The 24972-nt window shown below is 62.0% G+C and carries 26 protein-coding genes and 3 pseudogenes; 14 read left to right on the top strand and 15 right to left on the bottom strand.

All coding sequences use genetic code 11. The annotated features are described in order from the left end of the window. Positions 1–23 precede the first annotated feature (23 nt). The 7 genes from AC1DE3_RS16335 to AC1DE3_RS16305 all read right to left on the bottom strand — a co-directional run bounded on the left by AC1DE3_RS16335 (position 24) and on the right by AC1DE3_RS16305 (position 5349). Positions 24–368, bottom strand: coding sequence for a helix-turn-helix domain-containing protein (locus AC1DE3_RS16335; RefSeq protein ID WP_476779967.1), 345 nt, complete (start codon positions 366–368; stop codon positions 24–26). A 180-nt stretch (positions 369–548) separates the two neighbouring features. Next, positions 549–1280, bottom strand: coding sequence for an amino acid ABC transporter ATP-binding protein (locus tag AC1DE3_RS16330; protein WP_476779966.1), 732 nt, complete (start codon positions 1278–1280; stop codon positions 549–551). Beyond that, positions 1261–1914 (bottom strand): amino acid ABC transporter permease, encoded by a 654-nt coding sequence (locus AC1DE3_RS16325; RefSeq protein WP_476779965.1) that lies wholly within the window; start codon positions 1912–1914, stop codon positions 1261–1263. Before AC1DE3_RS16325 ends, AC1DE3_RS16330 begins: the two co-directional genes overlap by 20 nt. Then, positions 1914–2573, bottom strand: a complete 660-nt coding sequence (locus AC1DE3_RS16320; protein ID WP_476780014.1) for an amino acid ABC transporter permease — start codon at positions 2571–2573, stop codon at positions 1914–1916. The genes AC1DE3_RS16325 and AC1DE3_RS16320 overlap by 1 nt, the downstream gene beginning before the upstream one ends. Before the next feature lie 124 nt (positions 2574–2697). Beyond that, positions 2698–3501, bottom strand: a complete 804-nt coding sequence (locus AC1DE3_RS16315; RefSeq protein WP_476779964.1) for a transporter substrate-binding domain-containing protein — start codon at positions 3499–3501, stop codon at positions 2698–2700. A 78-nt stretch (positions 3502–3579) separates the two neighbouring features. Continuing rightward, on the bottom strand, positions 3580–4566 hold the full coding sequence (locus AC1DE3_RS16310) for a 2-hydroxyacid dehydrogenase (RefSeq protein ID WP_441510647.1): 987 nt from the start codon (positions 4564–4566) through the stop codon (positions 3580–3582). Between the two features lie 21 nt (positions 4567–4587). Beyond that, a complete protein-coding gene (locus tag AC1DE3_RS16305) occupies positions 4588–5349 on the bottom strand; it encodes a GntR family transcriptional regulator (protein WP_476852567.1) in 762 nt (253 codons plus the stop codon). Between the two features lie 211 nt (positions 5350–5560). On the opposite strand from AC1DE3_RS16305, the gene AC1DE3_RS16300 reads away from it, so the two are divergent. Next, positions 5561–6760 carry a mandelate racemase/muconate lactonizing enzyme family protein gene (locus AC1DE3_RS16300; RefSeq protein ID WP_476779962.1) on the top strand — a complete coding sequence of 400 codons (1200 nt, stop codon included), beginning with the start codon at positions 5561–5563 and terminating at the stop codon, positions 6758–6760. 10 nt (positions 6761–6770) lie between these two features. After that, positions 6771–7538 carry an SDR family oxidoreductase gene (locus AC1DE3_RS16295; RefSeq protein WP_476779961.1) on the top strand — a complete coding sequence of 256 codons (768 nt, stop codon included), beginning with the start codon at positions 6771–6773 and terminating at the stop codon, positions 7536–7538. 53 nt (positions 7539–7591) lie between these two features. Here AC1DE3_RS16295 and AC1DE3_RS16290 read toward each other — a convergent pair whose 3' ends face one another. From AC1DE3_RS16290 to AC1DE3_RS16280, 3 genes and pseudogenes are all read right to left on the bottom strand, one after another. Continuing rightward, entirely contained in the window at positions 7592–8068 is a 477-nt protein-coding gene (locus AC1DE3_RS16290; protein ID WP_476779960.1) for a hypothetical protein, read from the bottom strand. A gap of 91 nt (positions 8069–8159) precedes the next feature. Beyond that, positions 8160–8408, bottom strand: a pseudogene (locus AC1DE3_RS16285) (autotransporter domain-containing protein); the annotation flags it as partial. A gap of 15 nt (positions 8409–8423) precedes the next feature. After that, positions 8424–9323 carry a LysR family transcriptional regulator gene (locus AC1DE3_RS16280; RefSeq protein WP_476779959.1) on the bottom strand — a complete coding sequence of 300 codons (900 nt, stop codon included), beginning with the start codon at positions 9321–9323 and terminating at the stop codon, positions 8424–8426. 528 nt (positions 9324–9851) lie between these two features. Here AC1DE3_RS16280 and AC1DE3_RS16275 point away from each other — a divergent pair. From AC1DE3_RS16275 to AC1DE3_RS16230, 10 genes are all read left to right on the top strand, one after another. Continuing rightward, positions 9852–10820, top strand: a complete 969-nt coding sequence (locus AC1DE3_RS16275) for an alpha/beta fold hydrolase (RefSeq protein WP_476852566.1) — start codon at positions 9852–9854, stop codon at positions 10818–10820. A 43-nt stretch (positions 10821–10863) separates the two neighbouring features. After that, the gene (locus AC1DE3_RS16270; RefSeq protein WP_476779957.1) at positions 10864–11829 is read left to right on the top strand and encodes an MBL fold metallo-hydrolase; all 966 of its coding nucleotides are present in this window, start codon (positions 10864–10866) and stop codon (positions 11827–11829) included. 52 nt (positions 11830–11881) lie between these two features. Continuing rightward, the gene (locus AC1DE3_RS16265; protein WP_476852565.1) at positions 11882–12889 is read left to right on the top strand and encodes an alpha/beta fold hydrolase; all 1008 of its coding nucleotides are present in this window, start codon (positions 11882–11884) and stop codon (positions 12887–12889) included. 68 nt (positions 12890–12957) lie between these two features. Continuing rightward, entirely contained in the window at positions 12958–13404 is a 447-nt protein-coding gene (locus tag AC1DE3_RS16260; protein ID WP_476852564.1) for a DUF6130 family protein, read from the top strand. Positions 13405–13407: 3 nt separating this feature from the next. Further along, positions 13408–14418: a dicarboxylate transporter/tellurite-resistance protein TehA gene (gene tehA, locus AC1DE3_RS16255; RefSeq protein ID WP_476779955.1), complete on the top strand. Its 1011-nt coding sequence runs from the start codon at positions 13408–13410 to the stop codon at positions 14416–14418. Between the two features lie 3 nt (positions 14419–14421). Continuing rightward, a complete protein-coding gene (locus AC1DE3_RS16250) occupies positions 14422–15246 on the top strand; it encodes an alpha/beta fold hydrolase (RefSeq protein ID WP_476779954.1) in 825 nt (274 codons plus the stop codon). Positions 15247–15380: 134 nt separating this feature from the next. After that, entirely contained in the window at positions 15381–16130 is a 750-nt protein-coding gene (locus AC1DE3_RS16245) for an SDR family NAD(P)-dependent oxidoreductase (RefSeq protein WP_476779953.1), read from the top strand. 72 nt (positions 16131–16202) lie between these two features. Beyond that, entirely contained in the window at positions 16203–16667 is a 465-nt protein-coding gene (locus AC1DE3_RS16240; RefSeq protein WP_441510633.1) for a nuclear transport factor 2 family protein, read from the top strand. Positions 16668–16993: 326 nt separating this feature from the next. After that, positions 16994–17368, top strand: a complete 375-nt coding sequence (locus AC1DE3_RS16235; RefSeq protein ID WP_476779952.1) for a creatininase family protein — start codon at positions 16994–16996, stop codon at positions 17366–17368. Beyond that, positions 17368–17826, top strand: coding sequence for an N-acetyltransferase family protein (locus tag AC1DE3_RS16230; protein WP_476852606.1), 459 nt, complete (start codon positions 17368–17370; stop codon positions 17824–17826). Before AC1DE3_RS16235 ends, AC1DE3_RS16230 begins: the two co-directional genes overlap by 1 nt. 161 nt (positions 17827–17987) lie before the next feature. On the opposite strand, the gene AC1DE3_RS16225 is transcribed toward AC1DE3_RS16230, so the two are convergent. Continuing rightward, positions 17988–19211 (bottom strand): benzoate/H(+) symporter BenE family transporter, encoded by a 1224-nt coding sequence (locus AC1DE3_RS16225; RefSeq protein WP_476779951.1) that lies wholly within the window; start codon positions 19209–19211, stop codon positions 17988–17990. Between the two features lie 112 nt (positions 19212–19323). On the opposite strand from AC1DE3_RS16225, the gene pdxR reads away from it, so the two are divergent. Further along, entirely contained in the window at positions 19324–20814 is a 1491-nt protein-coding gene (gene pdxR, locus AC1DE3_RS16220; protein WP_476779950.1) for a MocR-like pyridoxine biosynthesis transcription factor PdxR, read from the top strand. Positions 20815–21397: 583 nt separating this feature from the next. Here pdxR and AC1DE3_RS16215 read toward each other — a convergent pair. Further along, on the bottom strand, positions 21398–21700 hold the full coding sequence (locus AC1DE3_RS16215) for a hypothetical protein (RefSeq protein ID WP_476852605.1): 303 nt from the start codon (positions 21698–21700) through the stop codon (positions 21398–21400). A gap of 239 nt (positions 21701–21939) precedes the next feature. Between AC1DE3_RS16215 and AC1DE3_RS16210 the strand changes: the two genes are divergently transcribed. Then, positions 21940–23865 carry a methyl-accepting chemotaxis protein gene (locus tag AC1DE3_RS16210; RefSeq protein ID WP_476779948.1) on the top strand — a complete coding sequence of 642 codons (1926 nt, stop codon included), beginning with the start codon at positions 21940–21942 and terminating at the stop codon, positions 23863–23865. Positions 23866–23967: 102 nt separating this feature from the next. Here the strand turns inward: AC1DE3_RS16210 and AC1DE3_RS16205 are convergent. From AC1DE3_RS16205 to AC1DE3_RS16195, 3 genes and pseudogenes are all read right to left on the bottom strand, one after another. Beyond that, positions 23968–24120 (bottom strand): annotated as a pseudogene (locus tag AC1DE3_RS16205) (TRIC cation channel family protein); the annotation flags it as partial. A gap of 100 nt (positions 24121–24220) precedes the next feature. Continuing rightward, positions 24221–24649, bottom strand: a complete 429-nt coding sequence (locus AC1DE3_RS16200; protein ID WP_476852563.1) for a hypothetical protein — start codon at positions 24647–24649, stop codon at positions 24221–24223. A gap of 50 nt (positions 24650–24699) precedes the next feature. Then, positions 24700–24930: pseudogene (locus tag AC1DE3_RS16195) on the bottom strand (transposase); the annotation flags it as partial. Between the last annotated feature and the right edge of the window lie 42 nt (positions 24931–24972).

Genomic DNA, 24972 nt, shown 5'->3' with positions numbered 1-24972 from the left:
CTCTGCATTGGTGGCAGGGTGCCTCAGTTTTGCTGGGCCTCTTCGATCTTCTTACAGAGATAGGATCGTGAAATTCCGAGGTGCTCAGCCGCCTTCTTCTTGTTGCCCTTGAACATCTTTAGGGTCTCATTGATGAGCTTGTTCTCGATCCGATCGAGGGTGTCTTTCAAATTCTGACCGCTCTCGATCGGGGCAACCTGGTCTTGGACTGTGGGGATGTCTCTTGCCGGAACCGGGCGGGCAGGTGCTCCCCTGCGTCGAAAATCGGTGGTGGTCAGGCGGTTGCTTTCGGAGAGGACGAAGGCCGATTCAATCTCGTGACGAAGCTGCCTGATAAGGACAGCCGATAACGAGTTCGGCAGCGGCATCGCGATTTCGGTAGACGTCCCGGATTGCAATGGCGCAGCCGGCGCGCGGTCATCGACAGCCTCCAGCTGCGACTGGCTTGACCCGCGTGCGGACCGCCATTGATTTCGACAGGCAGGCTGAACCCACTTGAGGTGCGCCCCGACGTGGTCGGCCAGCTTGGCCCGGATCGGGCCAAGCGCTCAGTGAGCGCCAGCCCGCACGAAGTTTCTGAGTTCAGGCGTCTGCGGATCTGAGAACAGCGTCTTCGACGCTCCCTGTTCCCAAATCTTCCCCCGATGCATGAACACCGTCGTGTCGGCGACCGTTCGGGCGAAGTTCATCTCGTGGGTGACGAGCAGCATGGTCATGCCGCCCTTGGCGAGCTTCTCCATCACCAGCAGGACTTCGCCGGTCAGTTCCGGGTCGAGCGCCGAGGTCACCTCGTCGAACAGCATGACCTTGGGCTTCATCGCCAGCGAGCGGGCGATGGCGACGCGCTGTTGCTGGCCGCCGGAGAGATTGTCCGGATAGCTATCGAACTTCTCGGAGAGGCCGACCTGCGCCAGCACCTCCTTGGCGAGGGACAAAGCTTCCGCCTGCGGCACGTTCTTGGTGATGCGCGGCGAGAGCATGATGTTCTGCCCGACGGTCAGATGCGGGAACAGGTTGTAGCTTTGGAAGACGATGCCGACGTCCTTGCGCAATTCGCGCAGCTTCTTCGGGTCCTGGGTCAGGCTGTGGCCGGCGACCTCGATCTTGCCGGCGTGGAAGCTCTCGAGCCCGTTGATGCAGCGCAAGAGCGTCGACTTGCCCGAGCCCGACCGCCCGATGATCGCGACCACCTGGCCGGTCTCGACGCTGAGCGAGACGCCCTTCAGCACCTCCAGGGAGCCGAAGCGCTTGTGGATGTCTTCAATGAGAACGGCTGGCATTCATCACCTTTTCGAGATGGCGGCTGAGCCGGGACAGCGGGAAGCAGATCGCGAAATAGATCAGGGCAACCAGGCTGAAGATCTGGAAGGCCTGATAGGTCGCGTTGTTGACCAGCATGCCGGCCCGCATCAGGTCGACGAAGCCGACGACCTGGACGATCGAGGTATTCTTCACGAGCTGGACGAGGAAGCCGACCGTGGGCGGCAGCGAGATGCGGACCGCCTGCGGCAGGATCACATGAGCGTAGGTCTGTGCCGTCGTATGCGCCAGCGAGGCCGAGGCCTCCCATTGCTGGCGCGGCACGGACTCGATCGAGCCGCGCCAGATCTCGGCGAGATAGGCGGAGACGTAGATCGAGAGCGAGGTGGAGGCTGCAAGGAAGGGCGGCAGCTCGATGCCCAGCGCCGAGAGCCCGTAATAGCTCATGAACAGCACCATGAGCACCGGGATCGACTGGATGATCAGGATGTAGCCGGCCGCGAAGCGGCGCAGCCACCGGATCCGCGACAACCGCAGGATCGCGAAGATGCCGCCGATGATGCTGCCGATGAAGAAGGCGATGGCGGTGAGCGCCAGCGTCCAGCCGGCGGAGCGCAGGATGAAGAGGGCCTCGGGCCAACCGAAGGTCTGCATCAGGCGGCCTCCTCATGCGCTTCGGTGAGGCGGGCGAGGCCCGAGACCTGCGGGAAGAGTTTCCGGCCGAGCCAGTTCAGGAAGAGTTTGAAGGAGAGCGCCAGCGCGAGATAGAGCACGGTCACGACGATATAGGTCTCGAACGAGCGGAACGTGTCCTGCTCGATGATCGCGGCCGTTCCGGACAATTCCTGCACCGAGACGAAGGAGCAGATGCTGGAGGCCAGCATCATCAGCACGAACTGGCTCGACAGCGCCGGCCAGACGCGGGCGAAGGCCGGCTGCAGGATGACGTGTTTCAGCACCTGCCATTTGGTCATCGCCAGAGCGAGGCCGGCTTCTATCTGCGATTTATGGATGGAGTCGACGCCGGCGCGGATGATCTCGGTGGCGTAGGCGGCGAGGTTGAGCGTCATCGCCAGGACGGAAGCTTCGAGCCCGTTCAGCCGGATGCCGAGCTGCGGCAGCCCGAAGAAGATCATGAAGAGCTGCACCAGGAACGGCGTGTTGCGCATCAGCTCGACATAGGCGTCGACGATATAGCCGGCCCAGTTGCCGGCGAGGCTGCGCAGCGCGGTCATCGCCGTCGCTAGGACAAGGCCGAGCGCGATCGCGACGAAGGATAGCGCGATCGTAAGCCAGACCCCGTGCAGGATCATCGGCCATTTGGAAAGGACGTCTTGGAAGAGCAATGGCGCGCTCCTTCGGCCTGTGAGTGAGGTCGAGGGTTGCCGGCGCGCAAGGGCGCGCCGGCTGGTCAGCAGATCCGGTCAGGAAGGGGCATCAGAAGGTCGGCAGCGGCGGCAGCGGGCTACCGACCCACTTCTGCGCGATCGCGTCGAGCTCCCCGTTCTGCTTGACGTAGTAGATGAAGTTATTGAGCCACTGGCGCAGCTCCCAGGCGTCCTTGCGCATGGTCATTGAGTTCGGCTGCATGCCGAAGACGAATTTGAGCTCGGTCTCGGTCTCGCCGCGCGCCTTCATCGCGGCATTGGCCTGCGCATCGGGGCCGGCGATGGCCTCGACCTGGCCGGAGAACAGCGCCTGCATGGTGGTGGCGTCGTCCTCGAAGCGCAGGATGGTGAGGTTCAGCTCCTTTTCCCGGTTGGTGAACTCGCGCTCGACGCTGGAGCCGCGGTTGACGCCGACCTTGCGACCCTTGAGATCGTCCCAGGTTTTGATGGCGACGTTCTTCTTGGCGTAGATGCCGGTCTGGAAGGCGCTGTAGGGGATCGAGAACATCACCGCCTTGGCGCGCTCGGGCGTCGGCGCCAGCGTGGCGACGAGGAAGTCGACCTTGTTGGCTTCCAGCGCCGGGATGCGGGCCGGAGGGGTGAGCTGCACCATCTCGACCTTGACGCCGAGATATTTGCCGATCAGCGCGATGACGTCGGCATCATAGCCGACGGCGTTGCCCTGCGAGTCGACCGAGCCATAAGGCGGCGCGCCGATCAGCACGCCGATCTTGACCGAGCCCCGCTTGATGATGTCGGTAATCGTCTGGGCCGAAGCCTGGCTGGCGGCCAGCATGCCTGCCCCCAGCGCCAGCAGCGTGCCGGCAATCCTGAAATGCTTGAAAAGACCCATGGTGCGTTTCCCTGCTGTTGGCGGATTGCCCGCGGTTGGCCCAGCCGGCTTCTTGGCGTCCGGCTCGGAAATCGAAGATCAGTCTGCGCGTTTGCCCTGGCGTACGAGGTTGATCAGAGGCTCGCCGGCATAGCAGCGCCGGATATTGTCGGCGATCGTCTGCTGGCGGCGGCGGATCGTGCCGCTTGTCCATCCTGACATATGCGGCGTCATCACGATGTTCGGCAGCTCTTCAAAAGGCAACGAGCCCGGCAGGGGATTCATGTCCCCGGGGCCGGGATATCGGTACCAAGTGTCGATCACGGCGCCGCCGATACGTTCCTGCTTGAGCGCCTGGTATAAAGCCGCCTCGTCGAGCAGCGGGCCGCGCCCGACATTGAAGATGGTCGCATTTCGGCGCATCGCGGCGAAGGCGTCGGCGCCGACAATGCCCCGCGTCTCGGGAGCCAGCGGCAGCGACACCACGATCGCGTCGGCCGAGCCCCAGAATTCGCCGAGCCTGTCGAGCGTGAAGGAGCGGTCGACGACCTCGGAGGTCGCGACCGGGCTGCGATTGGCAACATTGACCTCCATCTCGAAGGCCTTGGCGCGCCGCGCAACCGCCTTCCCGATATGTCCGAAGCCGAGCAGGCCGATGATCTTGCCGGCGATCTCGCCATGGATACGCTCGGGGGAGCCGGCCCAATAGGCCCAGTCGCCGCGCCGCAATCGCTGATCGGCATCGGCGAGCGGGATGTGCCGCGCCAGCAGCGCGCTCATCACATATTCCGCGATCGCCTGCTCATGCCCGAAGCAATTGCAGAGGTTTGCCCCTGGCGGAAGCTCGTCGAGCCGCACAGCGTCGTACCCAGCTCCCGGCACATGGAACAGGCGAAGGTGGACCGGCGTCGGGAGCGCGGCGTCGAACTTCACGCCGATGATGACGTCCGCCCCTGCGTAAGCGAGACGATCCGCCTCGGCCTCCAATTGATCCGGAAGAATTGTGATGTCGGCGTCCGCACCCGCCAACTCGGCAAAGCCATGGCTGAAGGAGGCGGCATTCTCACCGTGGAAGACGATGCGCATGATCGGGCAGCTTTCCTTAGGTCAGGTATTTAGCAGCGGCTCGACGCTGCAATCCAGCAACGAAGGGTCGATGGCAGCTTCCATCTCGTCGAACATGCCGTCGACGAAACCGATCAGCGCATCAGAGGCTGCGACGGCGCGGTCGCCATGGCGCATCGCGATAGCGTTCAGCACGGCGAGATGGTGGTCGATCGTGCCTTCCAGGCCGGCGCGGCGGGGCATGTAGTTGTGATAGATGAAGCCGATGCGCCTGAAGATCGTATGCAGGGGGCGCAGCGTATGCTCGAGGAACGGCTCGGCAGCGGCCGACAGCACCATCTGGTCGATGCGCCTGTCGAGGATGTTGAATTCGGCAAGCGTCAGCTCCGCCCGGCGTTCCCTCAGCAGACGCTCCATATGGAGCATCTGGTTGCGGTGCGAAGGCCCGGCACGCTCGGCGGCGAGGCCGATGACGAAGCGCTCGAGATCGCGCCGAAGCTTGAGCAGCAGACGCTCGCGCGCGAGGTCGATCGGGGCGATCTGCAGGCCATGGCGCGGGCGGATAATAATCAGCGTGTCGGCCGCGAGTCGGTTGACGGCATTATGGACGGGGGTCCGGCCGAAGCCCGTCAGATCCTGCAGGTCCTGTAGGGCAAGAAAACGGCCCGGGCTGAGCTCGCAGGTCACCAGCATCTCCTCGATGCGGCCATAGGCGAGCTCGAACAGGTTGACGCGATTGCGCCGCTTCGACGTTGCCGGATCGTCGGCCGAGACCAGTCGCGGCTGGTTATGGCGCCTCGCCATGCCGTGCTCCTCCCATGTTCGTTTCGAATCCCGCGTGACGCTTCGAAACGGCGCCATCTTGCGCTTGACGATAAACATGTTGTGAAATTTTACAAGCGCTCCTATGGTCTCGCCATGCGAGGCCGCCAGCGCTCATGGGCAGCCCGCGCAGCAAGCGAACAAGGCGCTCCCGAGATCGTCTCGCAGAAGAGCGCAGCTCCGGGAGGCCGATTTGAAGATCACCGCGATCGAAACGCTGCGGACGGACGAGTTCGCCAATGTTCTCTGGGTCCGCGTGCACACCGATGCCGGAGTCATCGGCCTCGGCGAGACCTTCTACGGTGCTGCCGCCGTCGAGGCGCATCTCCATGACACCCTCGCCATGCGGTTGCTCGGCAAGAACCCGCTGCATATCGAGGCGCTGCACAAGGAGATGACGAACCTGCCGATGGCGCAGGCCTCGACTGGCGTGGAGTCTCGCGCCACATCTGCGGTCGACATTGCGCTGTGGGACATCTTCGGCAAGGTCTGCGGCCAGCCGGTGCATCAGATGCTTGGTGGCCTGTGTCGCGACCGGCAGCGCATCTACAATACCTGCGCCGGCTACCGCTATGTCCGCTCGCAGAACATCAAGCCAGTCTCGACCTGGAACCTCGGCGAGACGCAAGGCCCCTACGAAGATCTGGACGGCTTCATGAACCGCGCCGACGCGGTGGCCGAGAGCCTGTTGGAGCAGGGCATCACCGCGATGAAGATCTGGCCTTTCGATCCGCCCGCGATCGAGAACCAGGGCCTTTTCATCACGCCCGAGCAGATGCGGAAGGCATGTGAGCCTTTCGAGAAGATCCGCAAGGCGGTAGGCGACAAGATCGAGATCATGGTCGAGATGCATTCGCTCTGGAACCTGCCGACCGCGATCAAGATCGCGCGGTTTCTGGAGCAGTATGAGCCGAGTTGGTACGAGGATCCGATCCGGATGAACTCGCCGCAGGCGCTGGCCGAGTTCGCGCGCTCGACGACGGTCTCGGTGACGGCGAGCGAGACGCTGGGCTCGCGCTTCCCCTACAAGGACATGCTCGACCGCGACGCGATGCATGTGGTGATGGCGGATCTCTGCTGGACCGGCGGCCTGACCGAGGGCCGCAAGATCGCGGCGATGGCCGAGACCTATCACCGCCCCTTCGCGCCGCATGACTGCATCGGCCCGGTCGGCTTCGTCGCTGCGATCCATGCCTCCTTCAGCCAGCCGAACACGCTGATCCAGGAATCGGTTCGCGCCTTCTACACCGGCTGGTACAAGGAACTGGTCACCGAGATGCCGCGGATCGAGGGCGGCTATGTCTATCCGATGGAGGCGCCGGGCCTCGGCGTCGAATTGCTGGAGGCCGTGTTCCAGCGGCCTGATCTGCATCATCGTCGGTCGAGCCTCTGAGGTTTCCGGGATGACCAATCCGTTGTTCGATCTCACCGGGCGCACCGCCCTCGTCACGGGTTCCTCACGGGGCCTCGGGAGGGCGATGGCTGAAGGCCTTGCGGCCGCCGGCGCAAGCGTCCTGATCAACGGCACCGACTCCAGCCGCGTCGACGTAGCGGTGCGAGAAATGCGCGAGGCCGGCTTCGAGGCCGCTCCGGCGGTATTCGACGTGACCTCCGAGGAGCAGATTGTGCAGACCTTCGCCGACTTCGATGCTGCCGGCATCGCGGTCGACATCCTCGTCAACAATGCCGGCATTCAGTTCCGCAAGCCGATGGTCGAACTGGCGACGGCCGACTGGCAGCGCGTGATCGACACGAACCTGACGTCGGCCTTCATCATCGGCAGGGAAGCGGCAAAGCGGATGATCGCGCGCGGCCACGGCAAGATCATCAACATCGGCTCGCTGACCAGCGCGCTGGCGCGCGCGACCGTCGCGCCCTACACCGTCGCCAAAGGCGGCATAAAAATGCTGACCCAGGCCATGGCGGCCGAATGGGCCGAGCATGGCATTCAGGCCAATGCGATCGGCCCCGGCTATATGCTGACCGATATGAACCAAGCGCTGGTCGACAATCCGACCTTTGATGCGTGGGTCAAAGGCCGCACGCCATCAAAACGCTGGGGCAGGCCCGAAGAACTGATCGGTGCGGCGGTATTTCTTGCTGCCCCTGCATCGCATTACGTCAACGGGCAGATCATCTACGTCGACGGAGGAATGAGTTCGGTTCTGTAAGATGCAGATCCGCTCCATAAGCCAGATATTCCGGGCGTTCGATATCGTCCGGGTTATCCGGGCAGGGCGCGCACCGCTGCCCCCACGCAGATGATCAACATCATCGCCGGCACCGCCCAGCGCAACTGGCAGCGCAGGTCCGCGGCATGGCCGCGCCAGCGAGAGCCGGGGTGGGCGATGGCGACCGAGAGGACGATCTCGAACATCAGCACCACGACAAGATAGAGGTAACCGAGCGAAATCATCTCGGCCACGGGAGTGTTGAGAGAGATCGAGCCGGGAACCGAGGATTCGAAGGTAAAGCTGATTGCGGCGAGGGCCAGCAGCGAGGAGAAGATCAGGCCGCCCTTGTCCGGCTCGTTAAAGCCCGGGGTCCACAGCACGAACAATGAGACCGCGAGCACGGCGATGATGGGAATGAAAACGCGAAGATGATAGCGCTCCGCATAGCGCGCGATCGTCACCGTCGTGTTGAGGCGCGAATAGGAGCGCGCGTTCCAGCCGATCGCCAGATCGTTGGTGAAACGCAAGCCGACGGGCCGCCGGTCGACGACCGAAATCCTCGACTCCCGAAAACGGCCGGTCCGCCCCTGTCGTCAGAACGATCGCCGCCAATGGTGTCGATAGCCGGGCGCCGACCAGGGATCGGGCGGAGGTCTGGTTTTGGCCGCGCAAGGTCAGGGCGAAAGCGCCGGCCTGGGTCTCGGTCAGGCTGTCCTGCTGGAAATAGTTCAGGCTGACGCCGGCTTCAGGCGACAGGTCGAGACCGGCAAGCGAGGCGAGCCGATAACCGGCGATGGCATGGCCGATGACGCCATAGCCGCTGCCCTCGCCATGCGCGACCCGCTGGATGTTGCCGAACTGGATCGTCCTGCGGAGGTCCGTCTACGGGCCGGCGAGGCGAGCCTTGAGGCGCGGGGTCGTCCAATTGAGAAAGGCGCGCAGTTTGAGCGGCATGGGTTTTCGCTCCGCGTATATAATGTGGATGGGCATCGGTTTCGGTTCAAACGCCTCAAGCACGATCGTCAGGAGGCCCGCGCGCCTTGCTGCCTCCATTTTGTAAGACATAACCCTCGCGATGCCCGATCCAGCAATGGCTGCCCCCACGGCTGCCTCGGAAGTATTCACGGTGAGTCTCGACCGAATCTGCTCGCCGACCTCCTTGTTGTCTCTGATGAACTTCCAACTGCGCGGCGCGCCAAAATCATCGATCGTTATGCAATCATGACCTGAGAGATCTTCAAGTCTTTCCGGGTGTCCGCGCGCTGAAAGATACGCAGGGCTTGCACAGGCCACGAGCCGGACAGAACCGATCCGAGTCGCTATCATACTGCTATCCGCAAGGGGCCCGATACGGATCAAGACGTCGATGTGGTCTTCCAGCGGTCGAAGCACGCGGTCGGTTAACAAGAGTCTGAGTGCGATATCGGGATAAGCCGTAAGGAATTCACTGGCGATGGGCAGCAAGTGTAGGTGCCCTAGTCCCCAAGGTGCAGTGACCGTAAGGTCTCCACTAGGTGTTCTATATTCTCCGGACACCTCTCTCTCGGCATCTTCTACCTGCTCTATGATCCGTCGGCAAGTTTCAACGTAGGATCTTCCGGCATCGGTCAATTTCATTTGCCGTGAAGACCTTTGGAATAGTTCGGTGTTCAGGTGCGCCTCGAGTTCGGCGAGCTTGCGGCTTACGGTCGCGACCGGCATAGCCAGCTTACGGGAGGCTGCGGAAAGACTCCCCACCTCAGCCACAGCGATGATGATCGACATCGATTCCAGGCGATTCATGCGCTGATCGCTCTCTCATGTTTGAAAAGAACCTTCTCAAATTTATGGACTGCCCTCGTGTGCCGCAATCGTCTAACCATGGCGGGACGGCACGAGCTTGTTAGCGCCCTTAAGGCGATCGTTATTGGCCGACTTCGTGCCACGGATGAATCTCAGCCTATGCGTGAATATTTGTTGTGACTGGCCAGCGAGCCGGCAGTTTGTTTGACGAGTAATCAGCAACTCCACGCGGCGCGCCAACGTTCAGTCTGCTTGTAATTCGAAGGCTTCTATGGAGCGCCGATGAACCCAGTTTCACTTGGGCCTCGTGGGTTCGGCATTCTGGCGACTTTGGAATTTGGCGCATGTCGCGCGGGGCGACCACAGATCCGATCAGAGCGTCTAACCAATTCTCACGTATTTGTACTTAGTTCGTAAAAGTTTAAATTTATCAAAACGGTTGTAAAATTTAATATATGTAGCCGTTCAAGGGGTAAAGATTACCGCTAAATGATTGCGCCCATAATTATATCATGGAGAAAAATGCGCATGACTCACAATTTTTCGCTTAAATTCTCTCGAGGAGCGATTTTGGCGAGCGCCAACGGCATTCTGGTGTTCTCCGCTTTGACGAGCCCGGTAAATTACTTGATGTCGCAGCCGGTATCGCGTGCCTCTCAGAGGGGCAAGAGCATGAATACAATCACAACAAAAGACGGCACAAAGATTTTCTTCAAAGATTGGGGCCGTGGTCCCACGATCGTCTTTTCTCATGGCTGGCCGCTGACCGCCGATGCGTGGGACCCCCAGATGTTCTTTATGATGTCGCGTGGTTTCCGCTGCATTGCCCACGACAGGCGCGGTCATGGCCGGTCCAGCCAGCCCGCGAACGGGAACGACTTCGACACATATGCCGACGATCTTTCCGCCCTGTTGGAAGAGCTTGAGCTCAAAGACGTTGTGTTGGTCGGACACTCCGTCGGCGGCGGGGAAGTGACAAGGTATATGGGCCGGCACGGCACGCGCCGCGTTTCCAAAGCCGTTCTTGTGTCGGCCATACCCCCGCTCATGCTGAAAACGCCTGCCAACCCCAGCGGCCTACCCATCGAGGTCTTCGACACTACGCGCGCCAGCCTCGCCGCTAGCCCCACCCAATTCTACAGAGATCTCGGCGACGGTCCGTTCTATGGCGCCAACCGCCCGGGCTCGAAGGTGCCGCAAGGTGTGAAGGACGCCTTCTGGCTGATGAGCATGCAAGCCGGGTTGATGAATGCCTATGAGTCCATCAAGGCGTTCTCGGAGACGGATTTCACTGAGGATCTCAAGAAGATCAACGTACCCACGCTGATCGTGCATGGTGACGACGACCAGAACGTCCCGATCGCGGACTCGGCGCTTCTGTCGTCGAAGCTGATCAGGCAGGCGACCTTGAGAGTCTATCCGGGCGCTCCGCACGGCCTGACGACTACGCATGCAGACCAGTTCAACTCGGACCTGCTTGCCTTTCTGAAGGCTTGAGGTCGGCTCGCTGCCTGCTGTCCTGCAACCGAACGAGGTCGCCATGACTGCTCTGTCGCGCTCCATGTCTCGCCGGCACTTCTGCCTCTGTTGCGTTGCCGCATCCGGTGCCGCCGCCCGTGGATGGCTCAGTCCGTGCGAGGCCTACGCCGAAGCGCGCGGCCTCGTCAGCCTGATCAAGGACAGCGCGGCCGCCGCGCCCATCGTCACCCATAAGCTGCGCAATAATATCAGCGTGCTCGAAGGTTCGGGCGGGAATGTCGCCGTGGTGACCGGGCCGGACGGCAAGGTGCTCGTCGACGCCGGCATCGGCGTCTCGCGCCCGCAGATGACAAAGGCTTTGGCCGATCTGTCCGCGGATCCCGTCACGCATCTGATCAACACGCATTGGCATTTCGATCATGCCGATGGCAACACTTGGCTGCACGAGCTCGGTGCGAAGATCATCGCCCAGGAGAACACCCAAAAATACCTGTCGCAGGTCCAGCGGGTCGCCGATTGGGACTATAACTTCCTGCCTCTGCCGCAGGGAGGCGTTCCCGACGATGTTTTTGCCACCACGCGCTCCCTCAAGCTCAACGGAGCATCAATCATGCTGAAATATTACGGCCCGGCCCATACCGACGGCGACATCTCCGTCACCTTTGCCGAAGCCGACATCGTCCATCTCGGTGATACTTTCTGGAACGGCATCTATCCCTTTATCGACTATTCGACTGGCGGCAGTATCGACGGAATGATCGCCGCATCCGACGCCAACCTGGCGGCCACCACTGACAAGACGATCATTATTTCCGGCCACGGCAAGCCCGTCAGCAGCAGGGCCGAGCTCAAGGACTTTCGCGACATGCTGGTCGCGATCCGGGAGAACGTCGCCAAGCTCAAGCAACAAGGCCGGTCGCGGGACGAGACTGTCGCCGCCAGGCCCACCGCCGCCTTCGATGCCAGATGGGGCAACTTTCTCATCGATCCCGCCTTCTTTACCCGCTTGGTCTACGCGGGCGTGTGAGTGCCGATCGCCAGCCATCCCGACTTCGCAGGAGTCCGACCTGGAGGATCAGATGAACACCGAGAGCATTTCCCAAAGATCTCCCGCAGTCGATCGCCGCGGACTCCTGGTCGGGCTTTCGGTCCTGGCCGCCGGAACTGCGGCAGCGCAGGCAACTCCCACGGCCGAGCCGCGCCAGAGCAACGCCCAAGCCGGTTCGCCCTTACCCCGCTACCATACCAGGACTGTCGATGGGGTCGGGATCTTCTACCGCGAAGCGGGGCCGGCAGACGGGCCGGTCGTGCTGCTGCTGCACGGTTTCCCGACCTCGTCGCATATGTATCGCAACCTGATCCCCGCGCTCGCGGATCGCTATCGCGTCATCGCGCCTGATTATCCCGGCTATGGCCAGAGCGACATGCCCGACCGCGCCACATTCGCCTATACGTTCGATCGCTTTGCGCAACTCGTCGACGGACTGCTCGATCAGCTCGGCCTGGCGCGCTACGCGATGTATGTGATGGACTATGGGGCGCCCGTCGGCTGGCGGCTAGCCCTCCGACACCCCGAGCGGATTACGGGCCTCATCGTCCAGAACGGCAATGCCTACGACGAGGGGCTCAAGGAATTCTGGGACCCGATCAAGGCCTATTGGTCGGATCATTCGGAAAGTCATCGCAAAGCCCTTTATGTGCTGGTCACCCCGGAGATCACGAAGTTCCAGTACACTGACGGTGTGGCGGATCTCAGTCGCATCTCACCCGACAACTGGGTTCACGACCAGGCGCTACTCGACCGGCCGGGTAATGCCGATATCCAGATGGACATCTTCTATGATTACCGCACCAATCTGCCACTATACCCTGCGGTACAGGCCTATTTTCGTAACCACCGGCCACCGACTCTGATCGTCTGGGGCAAGAACGACAAAATTTTTCCGGCTGACGGCGCCCATCCCTACAAGCGCGACCTGCCGGAGGTCGAATTCCATCTCCTCGACACCGGCCATTTCGCGCTCGAAGACAAGGCCGACGAGATGGTCCCACTGATCCGCGACTTCCTCCAGCGCAAAGTCGGGTAGCAGCCAGCTTCACAGGCTCTCAACCCGGGCAATTTCGTAGTTTCGGCGACAGTCGTGGAGCAACCGCTATGAACCCGGCTCCGAAAAATTTCGTACCAATGGCCACATCCATGCCCATCGTTGGGGCAGCTTCGGTTCGGACGGCCAGGGCAATTCGCTGTCCATCGCCGCTGATCGCCATCCAAGATGAGCCCGCGCCCAAGCTCATCGTAGACCAGCCGCTAGAAGGGCCATTGTCGCGAGGGTCGGTATTCATCCAGTATCGGACCGAGAATCTTCGCATCGCCCCGGTGTTCGGAGCGGGCGCGCTGGACGTGTCGCCGCGGGTTGGCCATGTCCATATCACCGTTGACGACGCTCCGTGGCATTTCGTCGACTCGAGCGGCGAGACTATTATCGTTGTCGGCCTGAAACCCGGGCCGCATCAGGTTCTTGTCGAGCTGGCGGACCCCACCCACAGGGTCATTACCAGCGAGACCGTTACGTTCACCGTGCCCGAGCGCGGGAACCGCTGAGCCATGCGCACTCCTTCCGTTCCAGCGTCATTTTTCGGGGTGGTTCTTGGTCTGGCAGGGCTCGGTGGCGCCTGGCGGTTGGCCCACCGGATCTGGGGAATGCCGCCCATCGTGGGAGAAATGCTGATGCTGCTCGCGAGCCTGATCTGGGCATGTCTCCTCCTGCTCTACTTTATGAAATGGCTTCTCGCGCGCGATGAGGCCATCGCCGAGCTCGACCATCCCGTGCAGTGCTGCTTCGTCGGGCTGATCGGTGTCTCGACCATGCTGATCGGACTGGCAACGCTTCCCTATTCCGCCACCGCGGCCAGGATCCTCACGCTGCTCGGCGCCTTGCTAACGTTAGCTTTCGCGCTGTGGCGAACCGGACGGCTCTGGCACGGCGAACGTGATCCCGGCACGACGACGCCGGTTCTCTACCTGCCCCTCGTCGCGGGCGCCTTCGTCAGTGCAACGGCTCTCGGAGCCATCGGGCACTCAGATTGGGGGCAACTTGCTCTCGGTGCCGGCTTCTTCTCTTGGCTGGCGATCGAATCCGTCCTGCTGCATCGGCTTTATACGGGGCCCGCGCTTCTGCCGGCTCTTCGTCCGACGCTCGGCATTCAGCTCGCCCCGCCAGTCGTGGGCCTGATCGCATACCTCAGTGTGTCCGAGGGAAGCCCCGATATCGTCGCCCATGCGCTTCTTGGATATGGCCTACTGCAGGCGCTTCTGCTCCTCCGCATGTTGCCCTGGATCATGCAACAACCTTTCGCGCCTTCCTATTGGGCCTTCACCTTCGGGGCGACCGCCCTTGGGGCAGCGCCGCTGCGCATGATCGAGCACGGAGAAACAGGCGCCGCGGCTGTTCTGGCCCCGTACCTGTTCATCGGCGCGAACCTGACCGTCGGGTTGATCGCGATCGCCTCGATCCTGCTCGTCGCTCGACCGTGGTTCTCTGCCACTTCGTCCCTGTCACCGGCGTCGCGCAGGGTGTCGCCAAACCGTAGTTCAAAGCTCGAAATAGGAGAGTGAACCATGCCCACGATCACAACCAAGGACGGCACGGAAATCTTTTACAAGGACTGGGGCAAGGGCCAACCGATCGTCTTCCACCATGGCTGGCCGCTCAGTGCCGATGACTGGGATAACCAGATGCTGTTCTTCCTGCAGCACGGCTATCGCGTCATTGCGCATGACCGCCGCGGCCATGGTCGATCGACACAAACGGCCATCGGCAACGAGATGGACACCTACGCCGACGATGTTGCGGAACTCGCGGCAGCGCTGGATCTCAACGCCGCCATTCACATCGGCCACTCGACCGGCGGCGGTGAGGTAGCGCGTTATCTCGGTCGCCATGGCACTCGGCGCGCAGCCAAAGCAGTGCTCATCAGTGCGGTTCCGCCGATCATGGTGAAGTCTGACAAAAACCCTGGCGGCCTGCCGATCGAGGTATTCGACGGCTTCCGCGAAACCCTCGCAGCCAACCGCGCTCAGTTCTATATCGACGTGCCCATGGGCCCCTTCTATGGGTTCAACCGACCAGGAGCGGCAATATCGCAAGGGGTCATCAACAATTGGTGGCGTCAGGGCATGATTGGCGGCGCCAAGGCCCATTACGACTGCATCAAGGCTTTCTCTGAGACCGACTTCACGGAGGATCTCAAGAAGATCGATATACCCGTGCTGGTCATGCATGGCGACGATGACCAGATCGTCCCGTTCGCCGACGCGGCGCCCCTCTCGGCCAAGCTGCTGAAGAACAGTGTCCTCAAGGTCTACAAGGGCTTCCCGCACGGCATGTGCACCACCCATGCGGACGTCATCAATCCGGAGTTGCTCGCCTTCATTAAAGGATAATCCGGCGATCGGGGGGAGTTCTTGGCGCCAAGTGCTTGTGGGGGCGCAACCAGGTCGGCGTGCGATGCCTAGCGAGAAAGACAAGCCACCATCAGTTCGTCGTGATGCACCGAATCCAGCCGAGGAGCGCTCCAATGGGTAGACTTCAGGGCAAAGTCGCCGTGATCACCGGCGCCAATAGCGGTATCGGGTTGGCTAGCGCCAAGCTCTTCGCACAGGAGGGGGCTCGCGTTTTTATGACAGCGCGTCGCAGCAAAGAACTCGATGCGGCGGTCGCCGACGTGGGAAGTAACGCCCGCGGTGTTCCAAGCGATGTCTCCAACCTTGCCGACCTGGGCCGCCTATTTGCGATCGTACGCGACGAGGCTGGCATGATCGATGTCCTGTTTGCCAACGCTGGCGGCGGCGAGTTCGCCGCGCTCGGCTCTATCACCACCGAGCACTTCGACAAGACATTCTCGACCAATGTCAGAGGAACACTATTCACCGTCCAGAAGGCTCTTCCTCTGCTCAAGGACGGAAGCTCGATCATTCTTACTGGTTCCACCACGGCAGTAACCGGTACACCAGCCTTCAGTGTTTACAGCGCAAGCAAAGCCGCAATTCGAAACTTTGCTCGCTGCTGGATTCTCGACCTCGCTCCCCGAAAAATCCGAGTCAATGTGCTTGTGCCCGGCGCCACTTCGACGCCTGGCTGGCATAATCTTGCGAGCTCTGAGGAGAGCCACGAGGAAATGATCGCGTTCGTGAAGTCGACGACACCGCTCGGACGGCTTGGCGGTCCGGAGGAAGCTGCGCGGGCCGCTCTTTTCCTTGCCTCAGATGACAGTAGCTTCGTTACGGGGAGCGAGCTTTTTGTCGATGGTGGTTCGGCTCAAATTTAACAATGCGCGGCGCGCCGACATCGATCCCGCGCAATCCAATGCCGTCCTGCGTTTCTTACAGGGATCCACACTATGTCACGACCTCCCTTACCCCCGTTCACAGAGCAGACAGCCATCGAGAAAGTGCGACTGGCCGAGGATGGTTGGAACACTCGCGAACCCGCCAAGGTCGCGCTCGCCTATACGATTGACAGCACCTGGCGAAACCGCGCCGAGTTCATCAATGGACGCGTCGAGATTGAGGCCTTTCTTGCCCGGAAATGGACGCGTGAACTCGACTACCGGCTGATCAAGGAGCTCTGGGCCTTCACCGGCAACCGGATCGCGGTGCGCTTCGCCTACGAGTTCCATGACGACAGCGGCACGTGGTTCCGGGCTTACGGAAACGAGAACTGGGAGTTCGATGGAGACGGGCTGATGCGCCGACGGCTCGCCTGCATCAACGAGCATCCGATCGCAGAGGCGGATCGCAGGTTTAAATGGCCTCTCGGCCGGCGCCCAGACGACCACCAGGGTCTCAGCCATTTCGGGTTCTGAGGATGGCAGCCCCTGTGTCGCGGGGAGAAGTCGACCGCTGCGATACACTTCCGGAGCTACATCGTCATTGGCCCCGCGCAAGCAGTTCGGTCGGCAAGCCATCGGGCTCATCGCCTCGCGCCAATGAAGGAGGATCGCATGCAAGCAACCCTAGCCTGCGCCTTCGCTGTCATCACCGTCACGTTCGGCGTATTGGCCTACGTTTCTGCACAGGTCCCAACGGAAGGGGGATCACCCAATCTATGATGTGACGCTTCCCGAAGGATATCGCGACTGAAAGCTCGTCAGCGTCGCCCAATGCCCTGACGCAGGAGACCGGGCTGGCGGTGGCGAGCACGACCTACACGCTCTTGCCTAGTCAGCAGAGCGCTCTGGAGGCGGTCCTCGAAGATCAGCTGATCCTGCAGCATGCCTGCGAGGCCGAAACCTCCATGATGATGGCCGTAAGGCCCGATCTGGTTCGGGCCGATCGGTTGGGGGAAGCATTTCAACCCGGGTACAGCAAAGGCGATGTATCACCGCTCAACGATCCCCTGCTGCTTTGGACCTCCTTCAAGGATTTCTGCCCCAGCGGCGTTCGCGGCGACGCCCGGCGCGCTTCGGCGAAAAAGGGCGAGCGCATCCGCACGATTGCGGCGGAGCTGCTGGCCGCGAAACTCATCGCCGGCGAACCGTGGAGCAGGCAGGGAGAGGCTGCGTGATGGATATTGCAATCAGAAATGTCGAGCGCCGCGACTTCGAACAATGGCGGGCGTTGTGGGACGGCTATAATAGTTTCTATGGCCGAGCTGGCCAGACCGCGCTGCCGGGCGACATCACACCGACCACCTGGGCACGTTTTTTCGACTCCTACGAGCCGGTCCACGGTCTGATCGCGGAGTGTGCCGGCGAACTCGTCGGCATCACGCACTACATCTTCCATCGCAGCACGACGATGATCGGGCCGGCCTGCTATCTGCAGGACCTGTTCGCGCGAGAGGCCGCAAGGGGCAAGGGCGTCGGCCGGAGGTTGATCGCTGGCGTCTACGAGCGTGCTGGCCATGCTGGTGCCCGGCGCGTCTATTGGCACACGCATGAAAGCAATGCGACCGCACGCGGGCTCTATGACGATGTCGCCTTGCGCTCTGGCTTCATTGTCTATCGCAAGGACCTGGCCTGATTCCGGCATTATCCGCCTACACGGGAGAGAGCGATCGGACCGGAGTGCGCTCTCTCGAAACTGCGCTGCACGGCTCTCGATGGGTGAGAGCTTTCGTGTCCCGCTTGAAACCAGGCACATCACGGTCTCCGACCCGAAACGGGAAGCGCGTGGCTCTGCCGCTACTTCGCAGCGGCCCCGTTCCCGGCCAGCCCGTTGCGCGGCAAGCGACTATTCAGAACGAAATGGGCGACGAGCCCGATGATCAGCCCCCAGAACGCTCCGCCAATCCCAAGCAGCTTAATGTTCGCTGCCGAGGCCAGGAAGGTGATAAGCGCTGCTTCGCGGGACGTCGGATCGGCCATCGCTCCCGCAAGGCTTCCGCCAATCGTCCCCAGCAACGCCAGGCCAGCGAGCGTGGTGATGAAGGCTGCCGGAAACGCCATGAAGACGGCAGCGAGCGTGACACCGAAGATCCCCACGAGCACATAGAAGCAGCCCGCCGCGATACCCGCGATCCAGCGCTTCGACGGATCGATGTGAGCTTCTTTGCCCGTAGCGATTGCAGCTGTGATCGCTGCGATGTTGAAGGCATGGGACCCGAACGGAGCCATGACGAGCGAGCCGAGGCCCGTCACGGTGACGATCGGGTTGGCGCTGGTCTTGAAACCGTCATTCCGGAGCACGAGCATCCCCGGCATGTATTGACCGCTCAAAGTGATCAGGAAGAGCGGCAGCGCGATCGACAGGAGAGCGTTCAGCGAGAAAGCCGGCATGGTGAAGACGGGCATCGCGAAGGCCGGCTTCAGCCCCGACAGATCGACGCGTCCCTGTATGAGCAGGAGCCCCAGTCCGATGACCAGGATGCCGACCACGGCATAGCGCGCTGAGAACCGCTTCAGCACCACGTAGGCGACGATCAGCAAGCCAACGAGCAGCGGATCGATGCTCGCACTGCCGAACGCGCCGATGCCGAATTGGAGCAGGATACCGGCCAGCAAACCGGAAGCGATACCCGGCGGGATCAACGGGATAACTTTCTCGAAATAGCCCGACAGCCCCAGCGCGACGAAGGCCGCTGCCGAGACCATGTAGGCTCCGACGGCTTCGGCATAAGGCGTGCTGCCGAGCGCGGCGACGAGAAAACCAGCCGCTGGCGTCGACCAGGCTGTGATGATTGGCTCTCGGTAGCGCCAGCTCAGAAATAGACCCGTCACTCCCACGCCGATCGAGACAGACCAGACCCAGGAAGCTGTCAGTTCGGGGCTCAACCCTGCGACCTTCGCGGCTTGGAAGACCAGAATGAAGGTGCCGCCATAGTTGACGATAACGGAGATCAGGCCAGCGACTACTGGATGCGGCAGGTCGTTCAAGCGAATGGAAGAAGATGCAGTGCGAGGCGACATGATCCTGAAAAAACCTCCTGGAGCCCCGCGCGCGGGACGGCAAACCGTATTGACACATAGCCAGTGAATGGCTCGGTGTTCCCATCCATTTTGATCAAGGGGTTCAGACCATTTGTTCAGGCATTCCCAGTTGGAATCCGCGAAGGCGTGGATCGCTCATCCTGCTCACGCGGCCATGCCCCTGCATGAGCGAATCCAGCGCGCCATTCGGCAGCTGATCGTCGATGGCGCGCTTGGACCGGGAAAGCCTTTGCCAGCCTCGCGAGCCCTCGCCGCATCGCTGGGCGTGTCGCGGGATACCGTCGAAGCAGCATATGGCCGGCTTCATGCCGAAGGCTTCATCGAGCGCCGTGTCGGCAGCGGTAGCTTCGTGGCACAGATCTCGGAGTTCACGGCCGGCCATCGGGCCGTTCGAAGGGAAGCTTTACTGCGCCACCAGGCTCCCAATCTCAGCAAGCGCGGAAATGCAATGTTCAGCAGCGGCGGGGGGCGCGAGATGCTGTCGCCGCGGCCTTTCGCACCCGGGGTTCCGGAAACCCGGACCTTTCCACTTCAGCTCTGGGAGAGGCTGGAACGGCAGGTCCGGAGGGAGGCCGGAACCCAGGCACTGGCACATTCCGATCCGCAAGGGACCGAAGCGCTGCGCCGTGCCATCGCCGATTACGTGAACGTCGAACGCGGCGCGCGCGCCACGGCGGACCGGGTGCTGGTTCTCACCAGTTCACAGCAGGCCATGATGCTGTGCGCGAACATGTTGCTTGATCCTGGCGACCGGATTTTCATCGAAGACCCCGCCTATTACGGCGCCCGCAAGGGGTTCGATGCAGCCGGGCTGGAATGCGTTCCGATCCGGGTGGATCCACAGGGGATCGCCATCGAGCAGATCCTGGCTGCCTCCCGCAAGGCGAAAGCGGTTTCCCTGACGCCGTCCCACCAGTTCCCGACCGGCGCGACTCTGGCGCTGGACCGGCGCCTGGCTTTGATCGAATGGGCCGCGCGGCATCAGGCCTGGATCATCGAGGACGATTACGACAGCGAATTCCACTATGCAGGCAAGCCGATGGCCTGCGTGCAAGGGCTCGATCGCCATGACCGGACGATCTATATTGGCACCTTCACTAAGTCGCTCTTTCCGGGCCTGCGGATCGGCTATGCCGTACTGCCGCCGCAACTGGTGGAGCCAATGACCGTCGCGCGCACTCTCCTCGATGGGCATTCCGCCCCGATGGCCCAACTGACGCTGGCCCGGTTCATCGAGGGCGGGCATTTCGGTGCCTATGTCCGCACCATGCGCGGCATCTATGCGCAGCGGCTCGATACGCTTGCAGATCTCGTCCGTAAGCACTTGGCCGACTTTATCGAGCCGCGCGTCCCCATCGGCGGGCTACAAATGCCTTGCCTACTGACGGGCGATCTATCCGAACGCATCGCCATCGATGCAGGGCGACGTTCCGGCATCGAGCTCCTGGGATTGTCCGCACTTCATGCCAGAAGCGATGCTGCCGCCGGGTTCCTAATGGGCTTTGCCGCCTATACGCCCATGGAGATCGAGATCGCGGTCAGGAAGCTGGTGCATGCGTTCCGGGCGATCGCCAAACCATAGCGCCAACTCGGGGCGGCAGCATTTTCCAGTCGGACGGCCCGAGCGCCGTTCCGTTTCGGTGTTCGATGACGCGGGTCATGTGGGCAGTAAGCCGAGAGCTGGAAGAACGCCTCGAGAAGCTGCTTGATCCATGCGGGGTGAGGCGCTCGTCACGATGCGGCCTGGCTTTCCAGCATCATGCCGACAGGGATGCTTTTCGTCCCGTCCATCGGGGGATCATCGGATAGATCGGTCGTCCCGCCCTAAGGGCCGCCGGTCGATTCTCAATGCCAGGATTCTATGGTCATTGGTGCACAATTAATGCAGCGGTGTCCCAAAGCATTTGCGGAAAGCCTTTGCATCGACCGCATCGGGAAAACTTACACGGATCCGCCGATGATATGGCTCCCAGAGGATGCGAGCCTGATGAGGAATTATGGCGCTCAATTAGCCATAGCCCGATGGCAAAGAGGCGCTCGTTCAGCGTGGCTGTGTCGAGGGGCAAGTCGACGTCGAAGTCGCCCTTGAGCCCAACCGGGTCGTTACGGCGACGACAGCCTGATGCATGTCGCCCTCCTGCTTTTCAGGTGCGGATCGCGTTACGTTACGCCTGCCTTTCCGGCGTTTCCAACCACTCGGCGTAGGGCGTGTTCTTCACGAGATGGCGATTGAGGTCTGGGGCTCCGTCGCTCCACCAGACCGGCCCGCTCTCACCGACGGCGACCTTGGCGGAATCGACGCGAGCGCGTGCGGCTTTCAACTCGCCGTTTCCGCGCTTGGCTTCTTTGACAGCCCGCCGAGCATCCATCAGTTCGGCAACAAGCTGATGACGGCGGTCTACTGGCAGGTCAGGATTGGTGGATCGCCAAATAGCGACAATCCGGTGTCGCAGGACRGGCGGCCCTATCCTTCATGACCGGCGCGCGATCCTCCGTACGGATCTTTGAAGCCCAGCGCCTCAGGATTGGTACACATCCATCCGGTGCGCCTGGCAGTCGCACTCAAGACACAACACGCCTTAATGCGAGCGTTACCATTCTCCGCCACATTGAATTGTCCAGCAATCGCGCCCCCTCATTTGGACGAGAGTTCACGCCAGTGAAGACGGATACCGCAAGGCCGGCTGGCCGATTGCTGGCGCCCGACATGCGCGAAACCATCGCCAAACGTGCCCGCCTGATGGCCTGGAGTGGCCTGGTCGCCGCCGCCATCATTGCGGTGACTGCCGGCTTTGCGCTCTGGCAGGGGCGCCAGACAGCAACCGACGTATCACGGCAGCAGCTCAGTACGCTCGCGGCGCTGCTCTCTGAACAAACCCACCAGACGCTCGCGACTGCAGATCTGGTGTTGCGCGGCTGGTCCGAAGCCGCCAGTGAGACCGATATCGCGTCGCCTGGCGATATTCGTACGAAGTTCGGCACGCGCCAGAATTTCGATGCTTTGATTGAGCGCACTCGCGCAATTCCGCAGATCGCAGCGGTGACGATCGTCGATATCAACGGCGAAGTCGTCAACTCGACACGGTCCTTTCCCCCACCCGCGGTCAGCCTGAAGGGCAGAGAATCCTTCCTGGCCCATATGGCCGATCCTGCGCTTGCGCTGCATTTGGCCGCCCCCGTCCTCGGCCAAAGCGCGTCAGGGGGGACGATGGCCTTGTCCCGCAAGATCAAGAACAGGAGCGGAGCCGTGGTCGGCCTTGCCATGGCCGAAATCGAGACTGGCTTCCTGAGTACCTTCTACGACAAAGCGCGGGCCGATCCGCTTGTCCATGTCGCGCTCTTTCGCCGTGATGGCGTGTTACTTGCCAGCCTGCCGAACAATGACGACGCTGTCGCTCTCTCGCCCGCCGGCCGTTCCGTCCTGTTCCACGACCTGCCCGAGGCGGCCGAATCCATCGGAACCCTGTTCGTCGGGACCCAGATTGCCGGCCGTCGAGACAGCGAGCAGGGGCTGATCTTAGTGCAGGCTGTTCGCGATTACCCACTCCAGATCAGTATCGCGGCGCCTGGAGAGTTGGTCTTTCAGTACTGGAAGAAGCGCGCGCTGCTCCTCGGAAGCATCGTCACCTTCTTCGTCTTTATGATTAGCCTCCTGACCATCTGGATCGCCAAGTTACTACGGCAGCACGGTGTCGTGCTTTCTGAACTAGCTGCTTCCGAAAAGACGGCCTCCGATCACATGCAGGAACTACAGCTCCGCGACGCGCGCGAGTCCCTGCTGCGGCGCGACGCCGCCATGAAATCCCGCGTGACAGCCTTCGACGCGCAATTGCGCAGTTCGCTCGACCGGCTCGGCCGTATGATCGAAAGTGTGGCGAGCCTGTCGCAGAGCATGATGGCGGCGGCCGGGCACGCGCGCCAAGGCAGCGAGCGGGCCGAGGTGGTCTCCAGCCGCGCAGCCGACCATGTCGCCAGCGTTGCTGCCGATGCCGAGAGCATTTCCAGCGCGGGGCACGAGATCGCGGCGCGCGTGGCGGCCTCGGTGAGCACCGCAGCCGACGTGATCGCGGAAGCCGACCAGACCGACCTTGCCATCGCGCAACTGGCGGAAGCGACGAACCAGATCGACAGCGTCTCAGCGCTGATCCGCGAAATCGCCAGCCAAACCAACCTGTTGGCGCTCAACGCCACGATCGAGGCGGCTCGCGCCGGCCAGGCTGGCCGTGGCTTTTCGGTCGTCGCCTCCGAGGTGAAGTCGCTGTCTGCGCAGACAAGCGGCGCGACCAACGAGATCAGTCGCCAGATCGAGGCGATCCAACTGGCGAGCCAACGCTGCATCGAGGCACTCCAGAGTATCCGGGGTCGGATGCTGGGCGCGCGCACGAGCGGTCAGGGTGTCTCCGACGAGATAGCCAAGCAAAGCCGCTCGACCACCCAGATCGCGTTGACCATCCGGGCGGCCGCAGACGATGCGCAAGGTGCTCTATCCAGCGCCAGGGCCGTGCGCCAGGCGACCGACTTGTCCAACACCAGCGCGACCGAGGTGATGGCGCTTGCTCGCGACCTCGATGGCGAAGCACGGCGGATCAGAAGTCAAGTCAGCGAGTTTTTCGGGGCACTCGACGCCGCTTAGCCGGACCCTGCCAACGGGACGGTTCGGCGCGGGGCGAGGAAATTCGGGCGGGATTCCGCTCGCCGGCCCCGGCGCAAGAAGCCGAGCTCGCGCGACGTCACGAGTGATGCCGCCAAAATTGCCGGTGACGAACGATAGGACGAGGATACCGAAGATATCGAGGCGGCGATTGACTGCGGCAACCGCCCCGCTGATCGCGAGTACGAAGGTGCCGCCCAGATCGAGAATTCGCACAAAGGTTTCGATGGCGATCATGACGAATCCGCCCGCGAAATCCTGGCACATCCGGACGAAAGCACCGAACAGCATTCAAATGAGACCGATCTCCAATGCAACCTCTGATGGTCCGCCTCAGTCAAAGAATGGCTTCGTGTCGGCCGGATCTCGAATAGGCAAAACAGTTTAAAGGTAAACGGCGATCGCCTTCTGGTCCTCCCCGGTCAGCTGGCGCCACTTCGAGATGCAGGACGGGCTGATCTGCACCGCAATCATCTAGGAACGATGTGGACGCGCTCCTTGGACCACCGGATGCCACAGCGCTCCCCCGAGCGAGCACTGGCATGTCGAGGCCTGGCACGCGGGCGCGCAGCTCCTGACCGGCGCTCTTGCCGATGACCAGGAAGCTGTCGCCGTAATTGACGATCTCGCCGACGGTGAAGCCGATGTTTTCGGGAGACTGCTCTTCTTTGGAGAGGCGGATGGTCTCCAGCCGCAGGAGCACGTGGACTGGAGTGCCCGGAGTGAGATCGTCGCGTCCGGCCGCGATCGAGCCGAAACCTGGCATGGCCCTTCAGGGCTCAGGTCCATTGCGCCGCTGGATCGGAGCGCGGGACAGCGCTGCTTGTTCGCGTCTGCCCGGATCGGGCCGGCACCGACGGCGAAGATTTCGCCGTCGTCGAGCCTCTCCGCGATGCAGCGCCGCACGGTCGTCTTGAATAGCTCTCTCGAGAGATCGCTCTCGCGGAAGCGGCCGTGCCGGTTTTTCGAGAAAGTCGAGTGTTCGGGCACATCGCCTTCGAACCCGAGCCGGCAGAACCACCGATAAGCGAGGTTCAGATGCACTTCTGCGTGGCAACCTCAGGAATTGAGCCAATTCGGCTCAATCCT

Source organism: Allobosea sp. 10L417 (assembly GCF_056395485.1).
The sequence above is the reverse complement of the archived record's forward strand: the minus strand, read 5'-3'. Positions and strand labels throughout refer to the sequence as shown.

Bases quoted from the DNA above. Each gene is read 5' to 3' on its own strand.
- AC1DE3_RS16275 (WP_476852566.1), top strand. From the start codon at position 9,852: ATGACTCACAATTTTTCGCTTAAATTCTCTCGAGGAGCGATTTTGGCG.
- AC1DE3_RS16310 (WP_441510647.1), bottom strand. From the start codon at position 4,566: ATGCGCATCGTCTTCCACGGTGAGAATGCCGCCTCCTTCAGCCATGGC.
- AC1DE3_RS16330 (WP_476779966.1), bottom strand. From the start codon at position 1,280: ATGCCAGCCGTTCTCATTGAAGACATCCACAAGCGCTTCGGCTCCCTG.
- AC1DE3_RS16250 (WP_476779954.1), top strand. From the start codon at position 14,422: ATGCCCACGATCACAACCAAGGACGGCACGGAAATCTTTTACAAGGAC.
- AC1DE3_RS16325 (WP_476779965.1), bottom strand. From the start codon at position 1,914: ATGCAGACCTTCGGTTGGCCCGAGGCCCTCTTCATCCTGCGCTCCGCC.
- AC1DE3_RS16260 (WP_476852564.1), top strand. From the start codon at position 12,958: ATGAACCCGGCTCCGAAAAATTTCGTACCAATGGCCACATCCATGCCC.
- AC1DE3_RS16280 (WP_476779959.1), bottom strand. From the start codon at position 9,323: ATGAATCGCCTGGAATCGATGTCGATCATCATCGCTGTGGCTGAGGTG.
- AC1DE3_RS16270 (WP_476779957.1), top strand. From the start codon at position 10,864: ATGACTGCTCTGTCGCGCTCCATGTCTCGCCGGCACTTCTGCCTCTGT.
- AC1DE3_RS16225 (WP_476779951.1), bottom strand. From the start codon at position 19,211: ATGTCGCCTCGCACTGCATCTTCTTCCATTCGCTTGAACGACCTGCCG.
- AC1DE3_RS16240 (WP_441510633.1), top strand. From the start codon at position 16,203: ATGTCACGACCTCCCTTACCCCCGTTCACAGAGCAGACAGCCATCGAG.
- AC1DE3_RS16335 (WP_476779967.1), bottom strand. From the start codon at position 368: ATGCCGCTGCCGAACTCGTTATCGGCTGTCCTTATCAGGCAGCTTCGT.
- AC1DE3_RS16265 (WP_476852565.1), top strand. From the start codon at position 11,882: ATGAACACCGAGAGCATTTCCCAAAGATCTCCCGCAGTCGATCGCCGC.
- tehA (WP_476779955.1), top strand. From the start codon at position 13,408: ATGCGCACTCCTTCCGTTCCAGCGTCATTTTTCGGGGTGGTTCTTGGT.
- AC1DE3_RS16315 (WP_476779964.1), bottom strand. From the start codon at position 3,501: ATGGGTCTTTTCAAGCATTTCAGGATTGCCGGCACGCTGCTGGCGCTG.
- AC1DE3_RS16210 (WP_476779948.1), top strand. From the start codon at position 21,940: ATGCGCGAAACCATCGCCAAACGTGCCCGCCTGATGGCCTGGAGTGGC.
- AC1DE3_RS16230 (WP_476852606.1), top strand. From the start codon at position 17,368: ATGGATATTGCAATCAGAAATGTCGAGCGCCGCGACTTCGAACAATGG.
- AC1DE3_RS16200 (WP_476852563.1), bottom strand. From the start codon at position 24,649: ATGCCAGGTTTCGGCTCGATCGCGGCCGGACGCGACGATCTCACTCCG.
- AC1DE3_RS16245 (WP_476779953.1), top strand. From the start codon at position 15,381: ATGGGTAGACTTCAGGGCAAAGTCGCCGTGATCACCGGCGCCAATAGC.
- AC1DE3_RS16295 (WP_476779961.1), top strand. From the start codon at position 6,771: ATGACCAATCCGTTGTTCGATCTCACCGGGCGCACCGCCCTCGTCACG.
- AC1DE3_RS16320 (WP_476780014.1), bottom strand. From the start codon at position 2,573: ATGATCCTGCACGGGGTCTGGCTTACGATCGCGCTATCCTTCGTCGCG.
- AC1DE3_RS16305 (WP_476852567.1), bottom strand. From the start codon at position 5,349: ATGGCGAGGCGCCATAACCAGCCGCGACTGGTCTCGGCCGACGATCCG.